A 12,567-nucleotide genomic window follows, 5' to 3' on the forward strand; every position below is an offset into this window, starting at 1 on the left:
CGGTCCCAGCGTCCTTGAACGCCCGTCTTGATCGCAAGGCGTGAAACGAGTTGTTAACCGGTCATATGGGCGATTTGATCCGGTCGGGGGCGGGCGAGCAGCAGGAGGACCGCGTCGTCGTTGAGCGTGCCGCCGGTGTGCCGCAGCAGGTCGGCGTAGAGGCGTTCGACGGCGGCGTTCAGGTCGCCCGCGCAGCCGGCGGCGTACCTGCCCGCGCGCTCACCGAGCGGGTAGAACGAGCCGTCCGTCGCGCCGCGGGCCTCGACGATGCCGTCGGTGAAGAGCACGAGGACGTCCTCGGGGCCGAGGGGTTCGTCCCACGGCGTGGGGGCGCCGTCGGTGAACTCGGACATCCCGAGCGGCACCCAGGGGTCGGGCGGGTCGAGAGAGGCGACCGCGCCGTCGGGCGCGACGCGCAGCGGCGGGAGGTGCCCGTAGTGCAGCAGCCCGACCCTGCCCGGATCGTTGAACTGCAGGAAGAGCGCCGTCGTGAACTCGCCGGGCGCCACGTGCCGGCCCACGCTCGCGTCCACGCGCCCCGCGACCCCGGTCAGGCTCCGCTCGTCGTAGGCCGCCTCCCGGAACGAGCCCAGGGCGACCGCCGCCGTCTGCACCGCCTCCAGCCCCTTGCCGCGCACGTCCCCGATCAGGCCCCGTACCCCGTGCGGGGTCTCCACCAGCGCGTACAGGTCGCCGCCGATCTGCGCGGCGTCGGCCGCCGACATGTACCGCACGGCCACCCGCAGGTCGCCGACGGTGGACCCCGGCGGTGGCAGCAGCGCCCGCTGAGCGGCCTCGGCGACCGAGTGCACGGCCGCGAAGATGCGTCTGCCCTGTTCGTAGCGCCACGCCATGTAGGTGGCGAAGAGGGCCACCGTGCTGTAGGCGGCCAACTGCCCGCGCACCACGGTGCCGGCCTCGGGCACGCCCCTGAACTCGTCGTAGGGGAGGATCGCGAACTGCGCGGCGAGACCGGCGGCTCCGATCAGGAGCGTGCGCCGCCAGGTGGTGGAGACGCCGGCCACGGCGGGGGCCATGACCATCATGGGCGCCAGATAGGTCTCGCGGCCGGTCGCGGCGTCGATGACGGCGATGACCACGATCAGGGCCAGCGGCAGCAGCAGTCCCCGTCCCAAAGCGACGAGGGCATCCAGGGCCCGCAGCGCGGGCCCGCCGACGTACGGCCGTCTCCGGAGCCGGGAGGTCACTTAACGAACATAAACGTATGGGGCATCCCGTGGGAAACCCGAACGCATCCGGCACCACCGTCCCGATGCCGCTTCGGCCGAGCGGCGTGGCGGGCGCGTTGCGGCCGGTGAACTCCCCGTGGCAGCGGCCGGGAATGTGGTTCCCGGTGCGGAGGGGGCTGCCCAGGGTCCGAGTGTCCGTTCTCCCACCCGCGCTGGAGGACCCTTGCGCAAGAGGATGCCCACCCTCGTGGCCGGTGCCGCCGCTTTACCGATGCCGGCGATCCCGGCATCGGCGGCCGACATCGCGACCGGGGCCGCCGGCATCGGCGACCTGTACCACTCGACGTACGGGAACGGCGGCCACGACGTCTCCCACTACGACCTGCGCCTGAGGTAGCGGCCGAAGACCGACGCGCTGGATCGACCGGACCCTGCGCGAGCTGCACGACCGCGGCTGCACCCGGTCCGTCCCACGGCCCGCGCGCCGGCGGCTCACGGTGGGACGTCTCCGTCCTCGTCGGCCGCCGGCGCGCCCATCCGGGCCAGCAGCAGGGCGACGTCGTCGTCGGGCGACTGCAGCCGGTTGCCCAGGACGACGTCGCACGTGTCCTCCAGGGACCGACCCCGGCTCTTGAGCTTGAGGATGCGCATCAGGGTGCGCAGCCCCACGTCGATCGACTGCCGACGGTCCTCGACCAGCCCGTCGGTGAACAGCGCCAGCAGCGTGCCCTCGGGGAGCTTCCGCTCGACCGTGCGAAAGCGGACCCCGCCCACCCCCAGCGGCACCGCGTTGGGCAGGTCGATGAGCTCGGCGCGGCCGCCCGGCGGCACCAGCACCGGTGGCAGGTGCCCGGCGGTGGCGAACTGGCAGCGGCCCGTGGCGGGGTCGCAGACGGCGTAGACACAGGTGGCGATGAAGTCGCCCTCGGCGCTGCCGGTGATGTTGTCGAGATGGGTCAGCACCTCGTCGGGGGGCAGGTCGAGCTGGGCGAAGGCCCGGGTCGCCGTACGCAGCTGGCCCATGATCGCCGCCGCGTGCAGGCCCTTGCCCATCACGTCCCCGACGATCAGCCCCACCTTGCCGTCCCGCAGCGGAAGCACGTCGTACCAGTCCCCGCCGACCTCGCGGACCGCGGGGAGGTAGCGCGCGGCGATCTCCATCCCGTCGACCCGCGGCGGCTCGTGCGGCAGCAGGCTGCGCTGGAGGGTGAGCGCCGCGTTGCGCTCGCCCGCGTACAGCCGCGCGTTGTCGATGGATATCGCCGCCCGGGCGGCCAGCTCGACGGCCAGGGTGCGGTCCTCGTCGTCGAAGGGCTTCTGGTTGCGGGTGCGGAACATCCCGACGGCCCCCAGCACCTCGCCGCGCGCGATGAGCGGCGCGGCGAGGTAGGAGTGCGCCCCCGCCCGCTTCAGCTGGGCGGCGGCCCGGTCGTCGCGGGCTATGCGGCGCAGCATGCGGCTGCTGACCCGGTGCACGACCACCGGCTGTCCCTCCCGCACGGCCTTGGTGATCAGCCGGTCGTCGCCGTACGTGGCCAGTTCGCCGACCGGGTCGACGGCGCCGATCGCCTCGCTGCTCTCGGCGGCGGCGACCGCGAGCGCCCGGAACTCGGCGGACTGCTGGGCGCGTACCTTGGGCACCGGGCCGCCGCGCAGCACCACGTCCAGGACGTCGACCGTGGCGATGTCGGCGAGCGTCGGCACCACCACCGAGGCCAGCTCCCGCGCGGTCTGCTGCAGGTCCAGCGTGGTGCCGATCCGGGTGCCGGCCTCGGCGATCACCGCGAGCCGGCCGCGGGCCTCGGCGATCTCCTCGGCGGCCTGGTGGCGCTCGGTGAAGTCCGCGATCGAGGCGGCCAGGCCCAGCACCCGCCCGGTGGGGTCCTGGATCCGGTAGTACGAGCACGACCAGGCGTGGTCGTGCTCCTGGTCGGCGTACGTCCTGACCACCGTCTCCATGTCCAGCAGCGGCTCCCCCGTCTCCAGCACCTGCCGCATCCGGGACTCGATCACCCGGAACTCCGCCCCCGGCGAGATCTCGCGCACTCTGCGTCCGAGCATGGCCGCGGCGGGCAGGCCGTGCAGCTCCTCCATGGCCCGGTTGACACGCACGATCCGCAGGTCCGTGTCGAATACGGTGAGCCCGATGGGGGACTGGTCGACGAGGCTGCTGGACAGCGCCATGTCCGTCTCGACCCGCCGCACGGTGGACAGATCGGCGCCCAGCCCCAGCGCGTAGACCCCGCCGTCCACGTCGTGCATGCGCATGTTGCGGAACTCGACGTCCCGGGTCGTGCCGTCGGCGTGCACGATCGGGAACACGCCCTGCCAGATCGCACCCGCCCTGACCTGCTTGAACAGCTCGGTGACCAGCTCCAGGTTCTCCGGCGCCACCAGCAGCAGGCCGGCGTTCTGCCCCAGGGCCTCGGCCGCCGAGTAACCGAACAGATGCTCGGCCTCCGGGCTCCACAGCACGATGCGACCGGTACGGTCCAGCACCATCGCCGCCACCTGCAGAAGGTCGAGCAGGCCCCCGGGCGAGGCGGCCCCGGGACTCGGCCGGGCCTCCCTGCCCGTGCCGGGCGGCGGCGGATCGTGGGCGCGCATGGCCTCCTCGTGAGCCCCCGTAGAGCTCTCGCATCATCGCTACGGGATATTTTCGCACCGAGTACCGCGGGCCGCCGCCCTTCTCACACAAATGAACGAGGGCGCCCTTCCCGCAGGAAGGACGCCCTCACGCTGTGCGCCGCCAGGGACTCGAACCCCGAACCCGCTGATTAAGAGTCAGCTGCTCTGCCAGTTGAGCTAGCGGCGCTCACCGACAGAGAGGATCCTACCTGACCTGCGGGGGTGCTTCCGACCACGTCCTCCAGGAGCGCGGGATCGTCGTCAAGCCAGCCCAGCCGGACCATCTTCACCCCGGCCTGGAACCGGCTGTCGGCCCCAATCTGCTGCATGAGCTCGGCCACGATCCGCCGCACCGTACGGTCGGACAGGCCCAGCTTGCGGCCTATGGCCTCGTCCGTCAGCCCCGAGGCGAGCAGCCGGACGACCTCGCGGTGCCGGGCGGCGGGCGCGGCGCCGACATCGTCGGTGAACAGGTCCGAGGCCGCGGCCCAGCAGTGCTCGAACATCTGGCGCAGCACGGCGACCATGGCGGGGCTGCGCAGGACCATGGCGGAGCCCGAGTTGCCGTCGCCGGCGCCCTCGTCGAGCCCCAGGGCCGGCACGACGGCGAGCGTGTGGTCGACGATGATCATCTTCATGGGCAGTGTGGCCGCGGTCCGCACTTCTCCGCCGTCGTTGGCGTAGGTCCGCAGATGGGCGCGGACGTTCGGCACCGCCGCCGCCGTGGCGAGGTATATCGACCGCTGCCGCACGCCGCGGTTGAACAGCTCGCGGTTGCGGTCATCGGCCTTGAACAGGGGTATCTCCCCCGGAACGCTGGGGTGTATCGAGAGGATCTCGGTCGTGGCGGTGCTGGCACCCTCGTCGAGGATGGCCGCGATCTGCGCGGGTTGCGCGGCCATCTCGATCCGCGCCTCGGCCAACTGCCGCATGTGCACCGGCTGGAATTCGCCTGCCACCTGGCTGAGCGCGGCGTGCGCGTCCGTGATCGTTCTGACCAGTTCCTCGGTGCGTCGCCGGCTGCCGTCGATGAGCTGAGCCATCGCCGTGGCGGGGGAGTGCACGGCCCAGCCACTGCGGGAGGAGGGGAACCTCGTGGTGAGGCCCAGGGACGCGAGGGTGCCCAAGGCCGCTTCGAGTTCGGTGTGTGACCAGCCGGTGAGCGTACAGACGCTTTCCGGTGTCCAGTCGGCATCCGCGAGCGCCAGGGCGTAGAGTTCCTGCGCCCGGGCGCGCAGAAGGTCGTTGGTCACTGCTCGCACCCCCAATGCTTCACGTCACCCCCGGCTCCGATCAGGTTAAGGGGCAGCGCTCGCGTATGGACCCTTCGGGGCCTATCCGGTCCCATGTGTCCGCATAGGGCCATGTCCGAATCCGGAACGTGAAAACTACAGACCAGCGGCTTGCGATCGGACAGAATTCAGTCAGTCGTACGGTTCCTCCAGACCGGAGCAGCACCTCCGACACTGTAAAACCCCAGCTCACATCTCCTGGACAGGTCTGCCATGTCATCGATTCGCCGCAACGTCATTCGTGCCGTAGTGGGTGTCGTCGCCGCCATCTCGTTGGGGCTGATCGGAGCAGCGACAGCTTCGGCCCAGCCTGTGCCCGGTGACCTCACCTGGTCGGTCGCCAACGACCTCACCTGGTAAAGCCGACCAGCGGGCAGACTCCCAAAGACAACACAACACCCCCCAACAGCCACACCCCCTCCCCCCACGCTGATGGGCCCGGCATACCTCCCCCCTCTTGCCGGGCCTATCAGCATGCCCGCGTGCGGGCGGCGGCGGGTATCCGCCACGGCGGATTCACGCCGCACGGAAGCGGTGCGCAAGCGGTTGCCCCGCCGGTGGACCTCCTGTGCATGGCACTCGCCCACCTCACAAGTGCCCGAGTCCCACGTCCCGTTCGGGCTGCCCGTCACGCCGTCCTGACCGCGACCGCCACCGCGTGCTCGCTCCTCGGCGGCACCCTCCTGCTGACCCCCCACGGCCGCCGCGGCCCTCACCGAGAAGGCGGCGGCGTCCGCCGCCGCGTACGGCATCACCCTCGTCGCCGGTGACGTCGTGCACTTCGCCGACCGGCCGGGCACCGTGCAGGACACCGTCACCGTCGGCCGCCCGCGGGGTGCGAGCGGGGGCGTGAAGATCCAGCAGACCGGCGGCAACCTCTCGGTGGTCCCCGACGAGGCCGAGGCCCTGCTCACCGCGGGGAAGCCCGACCGCCGGCTGTTCGACATCACCACCCTGGCGGCGATGGGGTACGACGACGCCCGCACCGGCGGAGTGCCGCTGATCGCCACCTGGCGCGGCGGCGTGACGGCCCCCGCGGGCAGCGCGGCCAAGCGGCGGCTGTCCGGCATCGACGGCGCCGCGCTGCGGGCCGGCGAGGCCAAGGGCACGCACCTTCTGGAAGGACGTCGCCGGCGCCGCTCCCCGGGCCAGGTCGCTGGACGAGCGCATCGAGAAGCCGTGGCTGGACGGCCGGGTGGAGGCGGACCTCGCGGAGTCCCTGCCGCAGATCAACGCCCCAGGCGTGGGTGGAGGGCTACGACGGCACCGGGCGGAAGGTCGCCGTGCACTCCGGGCGGCTTCGTGCCCCTGCGGGCCACCGCCTCCGACGGCAAGGGCGGCACCGTCGACCAGGAGGTCATCCGGGCCTTCGGCCTGAGCTGACCCCCGACCGGGGCGCGGGGTCGGAGGGGGTGGTCATGACCACCCCCTCCGACCCCGTATGATTGTCCTGCACGCGCCGCTAGCTCAACTGGCAGAGCAGCTGACTCTTAATCAGCGGGTTCGGGGTTCGAGTCCCTGGCGGCGCACAGCGAAAGGGCGCCCCTCCTCCGGGAAGGGCGCCCTTTGCCGTGTCCTCGCGGCTCGCGCGTCAGATCGCGAGCGACAGCAGGACCGGCGCCGCACGTTCGTTGAGGGTGTCGGCCGCGCCCTTGAGGCGGTGGGCCTGTGTGACGGGGAGGGACAGGGCGAGGCAGCCGACCGTCTTGCCGATGGTGATCGGGATGGCGGCGCAGACCGTGCCGATCGCGTACTCCTGCAGGTCCAGGGTGGGGGCGCTGGCCGGCTGGCTCTCCAGTTTGGTCAGCAGCACCTTCTCGCTGATCGTGGTCTTGGACGTGAGCCGTACCGTCTTGTGCCGGGACAGGTGGTCGCGGCGGCCGTTGTGGTCGAGCTGGGTGAGCAGGCACTTGCCGACCGCGCTGGCGTGGGCGGCGGAGCGGAAGTCGACCCACTCGTTGACCTTGGGGGCGTCGGGGCCGTCCGCGAAGTCGACGATCTTGACCTCGCCGTCGTCGTAGCGGCTGAAGTAGACCGCGGCGCCGACCTCGTCCCGCAGCGTCCTGAGAACGTTCTTGATCTTCTCGGCGAGCGCCAGGTCGCGGCTGGCGCTGCCCAGCAGGACCAGGGACTCGCCGACCGCGTACCCGCCGCCCGGCAGGGCGTTGAGATAGCGCTCGCGATTGAGCATGGTGAGAAGTTGGCCGAGATAGCCGATGGGCACGCCGATCTCGCGGGCGAGCTGCTCGGCGGTGACGCCGTTCCGGTGTTTGTCCACGGTTTCGAGCACGCGGAGCGCGTGCTGGACCGCGTAGACGGGCGCGACCTGTCGGTGCTCAAGCGCCACGGTGTCCCCCTACAGGTGTGACCGTTTGCATCCTTGCTGTAGCTGCTGGTCACGACTGCCGGGCACAACGCGCTGTCCCGGCGGCCGGGTCGGATTCCACGATAGCCTCAATGCGGTTTGCAGTAGAGCCCGTTGAAGCTTTATGTGGGGCGCCGCAGGCGTATACGCAGGACCGCGCCACTCTGGCATATGCCTGAGGCACGGCCCAATTTTCCTCAGACCACCGCGCCGAGGAATTCCCGGGTCCTGCGGTGTTCCCGGGAGCCGAAAATCCGCTCCGGGGGACCCGACTCGACGCCCCTTCCGCCGTCGAACATCAGGACGCGGTCCGAGACGTCCCGGGCGAACCCCATCTCGTGGGTGACGCAGAGCAGGGTGAGGTCCGTGCTGCGGGCGACGTCCCTCAGGACGTCCAGCACACCGGCCACCAGTTCGGGGTCGAGCGCCGAGGTCACCTCGTCCAGCAGCAGGATGTCCGGCCGCATCGCCAGCGCGCGGGCGATGGCCACCCGCTGCTGCTGCCCTCCGGAGAGCCGGGTCGGGTGGGCGTCCTGCTTGCCGGCGAGGCCCACCAGCTCCAGGAGCCCGCGGGCGCGCTCGGCGGCCTCGTCCCGGTCCATGCCCAGGACGTGCACCGGGGCCTCGGTGACGTTCTCCAGCACCTTCATGTTCGGGAAGAGGTCGAAGTGCTGGAACACCATGCCGATCCGGCGGCGGGTGGTCCGCAGGTGCTTCTCGTCGGCCGGCACGAGCCGGCCGCCGCGGCCCGGCATGTGCGAGACGGGCTCGCCGTCCACACGGATGACGCCCCCGGTGACCTGCTCCAGGGTCATCAGCAGCCGCAGGATGGTCGTCTTGCCGGAACCGCTCGGGCCGATCAGGGTGACCCGCTCGCCGCGGCGGACCTCCAGGTCGGGGTGGTCCAGCACCGTGTGGTCGCCGTACCGCTTGACCACCTGGTCGAAGTGGACGGCGGGCGCCGCCGCGGCGGCGTCGGCGGGGGAACGTACTTCGTCGGTGAGCAAGGCGCTTCTCCAGCTTCCGCATCAGGATCGAGGTGGGGCAGCTCGCGACCAGGAAGATCGCGGCGGCGACGGTGAACGCCTCCAGGTAGGCGAAGTGGTCACTGCCGAAGCGGTTCGCCTCGTGCACCATCTCGTCGACGGTGATGACGGACAGGAACGGCGTCTCCTTGAACATCGAGATCACGTAGTTGCCGAGCGCGGGCACGATCTTCCGCACCGCCTGCGGCAGCACCACGGCGGACCAGGTGCGCACCCGCGGCAGCGACAGCGCGACGGCCGCCTCCCACTGTCCCTTGGGCACGGCGTCGATGCCCGCCCGGTACACCTCCGAGGTGTACGTCGCGTAGTGCACGCCCAGCACGGTGATCCCGATCACCAGCGGTCCAGCCCCGGTACCAGCACCCACACCGCGAACAGCCGGATCATCACCGGTGTCGAGCGCACGAACTCCACCGCCGCCCGCAGCGGCAGCGTCACCCAGCGGCTCGGCGTGCGCCGCAGCACCGCGATGCCCAGACCCAGCACGATCGCGAGCAGCGAGCCGAGCACCGTGGCCAGCAGGGTGATCCCGAAGCCGTGCAGGATCAGCGGCAGGCCCTCACGGGCGGTCTCCCAGTTCCACATCAGGCGCGACCTCCCGCCGGTTGCCCGAGCCGCGCCTTGGCCGCGGACTCCAGCCCGTTCACGGCCAGCGTCAGCACACAGGCGAGGACGAAGTAGACGACGAGCAGCAGCAGGTACGCGGTCGCGGTGTCACCGGTCGTCGAACGCAGCTGGTCCATCCGGAAGGTGACGTCCGAGAGGCGCAGGCCAGCGACACGAGCTTGAAGCCGAGGACGGGCAGCGCGAAGAACAGCCAGAACATCTGGACGTACAGCGAGGTGCCGCGGAAGAACTCCACGACGGCCCGGGCGGTCCCGCGCACGAGCGCCCGCCGCGAACGCGCCATGAAGCCCAGGGCGAAGGCGAGCAGCGCGCCCAGGACCGTGGCCTGCACGGTGACCCACAGCCCCGCCCCGACGCTGGGCAGCGAGTGAGTGAACTCCCGGAAGCCGGAGGTGAATTCACCGGCGAGGTCACCGGCCGGGAAGGGATACGCGGGCAAGGCGGCGCCTCACGCCTTGCACAGCTGAGCGGTGCGCAGCGTCGCCGGCGGTACCTCCGCCTTGGTGAAGCCGTACCTCCCGACGAGGGACGTGTAGCGGTCCGGGTCGGCGGTGATCTTCTTGAGCTCCTTGTCGAACGCGTCCCGGAGCCCGGTCGCGTCCCGCCTGAAGACCGCGCCGCCCGACCAGACCTCCGGTGTTCGCTTCCGTGCGGCGCGGTGACCGCACGAGGGCCGCGCCTACCCCGGCGCACCGGGGGCATTCATGCGAATCTGGTGGGGTACTCGATGTCCGAGACGTCCGCGAGAGGCAGGGAGCTGCCATGAGCGACACCACCGACAGGAACGGCAAGCGCGAGCAGCTGGTCGTGGAGCGGGTGCCGAAGGCGCTGCTCGTCGGCGGCCGCTGGCGGCCGGCGGCCGACGGGCGCGAGTACGAGGTGGAGGACCCGTCGACCGCGCAGGCGCTGTGCGCCGTGCCGGACGCCGGGGCCGAGGACGCCCTCGCCGCCCTGGACGCCGCGGCCGCCGCGCAGGACGGATGGGCGGCCACGGCGCCGCGCGAGCGCGGGGAGATCCTGCGCCGGGCCTACGAGCTCATTGTCGAACGGCAGCAAGACCTCGCGCTGCTGATGACCCTGGAGATGGGCAAACCGGTCGCCGAGTCCCGCAGCGAGATCCTCTATGCCGCGGAGTTCTTCCGCTGGTTCTCCGAGGAGGGGGTGCGCGTCGAGGGCGGCTGGCGCACCGCGCCCGACGGCAAGGGGCGGATCTGGGTGATGCGCCGGCCGGTGGGCCCCGCGCTGCTGATCACCCCGTGGAACTTCCCCATGGCGATGGGCACCCGCAAGATCGGTCCCGCCGTCGCCGCCGGCTGCACGATGATCGTCAAGCCGGCCCACCAGACGCCGCTGTCCATGCTCGCCCTCGCCGAGATCCTCGGCCAGGCCGGGCTGCCCGACGGCGTGCTCAACGTCCTCACCACCTCCCGCCCCGCCGGGATCAGCGGCCCCCTGATGGACGACTCCCGGCTGCGCAAGCTCTCCTTCACCGGCTCCACGGGCGTGGGGCAGAAGCTCATCGAGCTGAGCGCGCGGCAGGTGCTGCGCACGTCCATGGAACTGGGCGGCAACGCGCCGCTGATCGTCTGCCAGGACGCGGACCTGGAGAAGGCCGTGGAAGGCGCGGCCATCGCCAAGATGCGCAACATCGGCGAGGCATGCACGGCCGCCAACCGGATGTACGTCCACCGCGACCTGGCCGAGGCCTTCACCGGGCGCCTCGCGGAGAAGCTGGGCTCCATGGTCGTCGGCCGCGGCACCGAGCCCGACGCCCAGGTCGGCCCGCTCATCGACGGCGCGGGGCTCGACAAGGTCGATCGCCTCGTGCGCGACGCCCTGTCCGTCGGCGCCCGCGCGGTCACCGGCGGCGCCCCGCTGTCCGACCGCCCCGGGTACTTCTACCCGCCCACCGTGCTGGCCGACGTGCCGCCGGACGCGGCGATGCTCCAGGAGGAGATCTTCGGGCCGGTCGCGCCGGTCGTCACGTTCAAGGACGACGACGAGGCGATCCGGCTGGCCAACGACACGGTGTTCGGCCTGGTCGGCTATGTCTTCACGGAGAGCCTGCGGCGCGGGATCCGCTACGCGGAGGAGCTGGAGACGGGCATGCTCGGCCTCAACAAGGGCGTCGTCTCCACCCCCGCGGCGCCCTTCGGCGGGGTCAAGCAGTCCGGGATCGGCCGCGAGGGGGGCGACGTGGGCATCGACGAGTACCTGGAGATCAAGTACGTGGCCGTGGACGTCTGAACCGGGGCGCTCCGGTCACTTGCGACCCGGTCATCGCGCGGCCGGGAGGCCGTACGCGTCGGCGACGAGCTCGTAGGAGCGCAGGCGCGCGGAAGGGGTGTGGGCGTTGGCCGTGAGCATGAGTTCCTGCGCCCCGGTGCGCCGCACGAGCGCGTCGAGGCCGTCGCGGACCGCGTCCGGGGTCCCGTGCACCACGTTGGACAGCCACGAGTCGACGAAGTCCCGCTCGGCCGGGCTGAAGTCGTACGCCTCCGCCTCCTCCGGGGAGGGCACCAGCCCCGGCCGCCCCATGCGCAGCCGCAGCATGGCCAGGGCGCCGCTGAGCACCTGCCGGCGGGCGTCCTTCTCCTCCTCCGCCGCCAGCGCCGCCACGCCGATCAGCGCGTAGGGCTCGTCCAGCACCTCCGAGGGCCGGAAGGACCTGCGGTACAGCTCCAGCGCCGGTTCGGTGTGCGCCGCCGAGAAGTGGTGCGCGAAGGCGAAGGGCAGCCCGAGGACCGCGGCCAGCCGGGCGCTGAAGGTGCTGGAGCCCAGCAGCCAGATCGACGGCCGCGCGGGGGACTGCACGCCGCCCGGAACGGTGCCCTGCACGGGACCGGGGATTGCGTGGATACGGGCGTAGGGGTGGCCGTCGGGGAAGTCGTCGTCCAGGAAGCGGATGAGTTCGGACAACTGCTGCGGGAACTCGTCGGCGCCCTCGTTCAGCCGGTCGGTGCGGCGCAGCGCGGCGGCGGTGGCGCCGTCCGTGCCCGGGGCGCGGCCGAGGCCGAGGTCGATCCGGCCCGGCGCCAGGGCCTCCAGGGTGCCGAACTGCTCGGCGATGACCAGCGGCGCGTGGTTGGGCAGCATGACGCCGCCGGAGCCGAGGCGTATGCGCTCGGTGTGGGCGGCGAGGTGGGCGAGGATGACGGCGGGGGATGAGGACGCGACGCCGGGCATGGAGTGGTGCTCGGCGACCCAGTAGCGCTGGTAGCCGCGGGCCTCCGCGAGCCGGGCCAGCGCGACACCCGCGGTGAGGGCGTCGCTCGCGGTCAGTCCGCTGCCGACGCTCGCCAGGTCGAGTACGGAGAGCGGGACGGGTGCGCTGCCGAGGACGGTGCCTCGTACCGGGTCGTTCGTGTCCACGTGCGTGCGTCGCCTCCTGCGGCCGGTTCCTTGCCTACGGCAACGAC

11 protein-coding genes, 2 tRNA genes and 2 pseudogenes are annotated in these 12,567 nt (G+C 71.8%); 6 read left to right on the forward strand and 9 right to left on the reverse strand.

From position 1 onward, the window contains the following. Window positions 1-53 precede the first annotated feature (53 nt). Window positions 54-1,208 carry a PP2C family protein-serine/threonine phosphatase gene (locus tag ACWDAS_RS02515; protein WP_450386714.1) on the reverse strand — a complete coding sequence of 385 codons (1,155 nt, stop codon included), beginning with the start codon at window positions 1,206-1,208 and terminating at the stop codon, window positions 54-56. A 217-nt stretch (window positions 1,209-1,425) separates the two neighbouring features. Here ACWDAS_RS02515 and ACWDAS_RS02520 point away from each other — a divergent pair, with 217 nt between their 5' ends. Then, window positions 1,426-1,587 carry a hypothetical protein gene (locus tag ACWDAS_RS02520; RefSeq protein WP_450386715.1) on the forward strand — a complete coding sequence of 54 codons (162 nt, stop codon included), beginning with the start codon at window positions 1,426-1,428 and terminating at the stop codon, window positions 1,585-1,587. 95 nt (window positions 1,588-1,682) lie between these two features. On the opposite strand, the gene ACWDAS_RS02525 is transcribed toward ACWDAS_RS02520, so the two are convergent. The 3 genes from ACWDAS_RS02525 to ACWDAS_RS02535 all read right to left on the reverse strand — a co-directional run bounded on the left by ACWDAS_RS02525 (window position 1,683) and on the right by ACWDAS_RS02535 (window position 4,291). Further along, complete coding sequence (locus tag ACWDAS_RS02525; RefSeq protein ID WP_450386717.1) at window positions 1,683-3,797, reverse strand: SpoIIE family protein phosphatase; 2,115 nt, start codon at window positions 3,795-3,797, stop codon at window positions 1,683-1,685. Between the two features lie 135 nt (window positions 3,798-3,932). Further along, window positions 3,933-4,005, reverse strand: a tRNA-Lys gene (locus tag ACWDAS_RS02530). Then, window positions 3,968-4,291 (reverse strand): LuxR C-terminal-related transcriptional regulator, encoded by a 324-nt coding sequence (locus tag ACWDAS_RS02535; RefSeq protein ID WP_450387275.1) that lies wholly within the window; start codon window positions 4,289-4,291, stop codon window positions 3,968-3,970. Before ACWDAS_RS02535 ends, ACWDAS_RS02530 begins: the two co-directional genes overlap by 38 nt. Between ACWDAS_RS02535 and ACWDAS_RS02540 the strand changes: the two genes are divergently transcribed. From ACWDAS_RS02540 to ACWDAS_RS02555, 4 genes are all read left to right on the forward strand, one after another. After that, entirely contained in the window at window positions 4,203-4,502 is a 300-nt protein-coding gene (locus ACWDAS_RS02540) for a hypothetical protein (RefSeq protein ID WP_450386719.1), read from the forward strand. The two genes, ACWDAS_RS02535 and ACWDAS_RS02540, sit on opposite strands and share 89 nt — an antisense overlap. Window positions 4,503-4,661: 159 nt before the next feature. After that, a complete protein-coding gene (locus ACWDAS_RS02545; protein ID WP_450386721.1) occupies window positions 4,662-4,856 on the forward strand; it encodes a hypothetical protein in 195 nt (64 codons plus the stop codon). Window positions 4,857-5,884: 1,028 nt separating this feature from the next. Further along, window positions 5,885-6,493 carry a hypothetical protein gene (locus ACWDAS_RS02550; protein ID WP_450386723.1) on the forward strand — a complete coding sequence of 203 codons (609 nt, stop codon included), beginning with the start codon at window positions 5,885-5,887 and terminating at the stop codon, window positions 6,491-6,493. A gap of 73 nt (window positions 6,494-6,566) precedes the next feature. After that, window positions 6,567-6,639: transfer RNA gene (locus tag ACWDAS_RS02555), tRNA-Lys, on the forward strand. Window positions 6,640-6,701: 62 nt separating this feature from the next. Here the strand turns inward: ACWDAS_RS02555 and ACWDAS_RS02560 are convergent. From ACWDAS_RS02560 to ACWDAS_RS02575, 4 genes and pseudogenes are all read right to left on the reverse strand, one after another. After that, a complete protein-coding gene (locus ACWDAS_RS02560) occupies window positions 6,702-7,457 on the reverse strand; it encodes an IclR family transcriptional regulator (RefSeq protein ID WP_450386725.1) in 756 nt (251 codons plus the stop codon). Between the two features lie 215 nt (window positions 7,458-7,672). After that, window positions 7,673-8,482, reverse strand: coding sequence for an ectoine/hydroxyectoine ABC transporter ATP-binding protein EhuA (gene ehuA / locus ACWDAS_RS02565; RefSeq protein WP_450386727.1), 810 nt, complete (start codon window positions 8,480-8,482; stop codon window positions 7,673-7,675). Then, window positions 8,475-9,106, reverse strand: a pseudogene (gene ehuD / locus ACWDAS_RS02570) (ectoine/hydroxyectoine ABC transporter permease subunit EhuD); the annotation flags it as partial. The gene ehuA and the pseudogene ehuD, both read right to left, overlap by 8 nt. Then, window positions 9,106-9,587: pseudogene (locus ACWDAS_RS02575) on the reverse strand (ABC transporter permease subunit). The pseudogenes ACWDAS_RS02575 and ehuD, both read right to left, overlap by 1 nt. Window positions 9,588-9,910: 323 nt before the next feature. On the opposite strand from ACWDAS_RS02575, the gene ACWDAS_RS02580 reads away from it, so the two are divergent. Beyond that, window positions 9,911-11,395, forward strand: a complete 1,485-nt coding sequence (locus tag ACWDAS_RS02580; RefSeq protein WP_450386729.1) for an NAD-dependent succinate-semialdehyde dehydrogenase — start codon at window positions 9,911-9,913, stop codon at window positions 11,393-11,395. Between the two features lie 30 nt (window positions 11,396-11,425). On the opposite strand, the gene ACWDAS_RS02585 is transcribed toward ACWDAS_RS02580, so the two are convergent. Next, window positions 11,426-12,520 (reverse strand): LLM class flavin-dependent oxidoreductase, encoded by a 1,095-nt coding sequence (locus ACWDAS_RS02585; protein ID WP_450386731.1) that lies wholly within the window; start codon window positions 12,518-12,520, stop codon window positions 11,426-11,428. Window positions 12,521-12,567 lie beyond the last annotated feature (47 nt).

It is taken from the genome of Streptomyces sp. NPDC001070 (assembly GCF_053598835.1).

Excerpts from the sequence above, each read along its gene's own strand:
- ACWDAS_RS02580 (WP_450386729.1), top strand. The coding sequence starts at position 9,911 with ATGAGCGACACCACCGACAGGAACGGCAAGCGCGAGCAGCTGGTCGTG.
- ACWDAS_RS02540 (WP_450386719.1), top strand. The coding sequence starts at position 4,203 with ATGGCCTCGTCCGTCAGCCCCGAGGCGAGCAGCCGGACGACCTCGCGG.
- ACWDAS_RS02520 (WP_450386715.1), top strand. The coding sequence starts at position 1,426 with ATGCCCACCCTCGTGGCCGGTGCCGCCGCTTTACCGATGCCGGCGATC.
- ACWDAS_RS02525 (WP_450386717.1), bottom strand. The coding sequence starts at position 3,797 with ATGCGCGCCCACGATCCGCCGCCGCCCGGCACGGGCAGGGAGGCCCGG.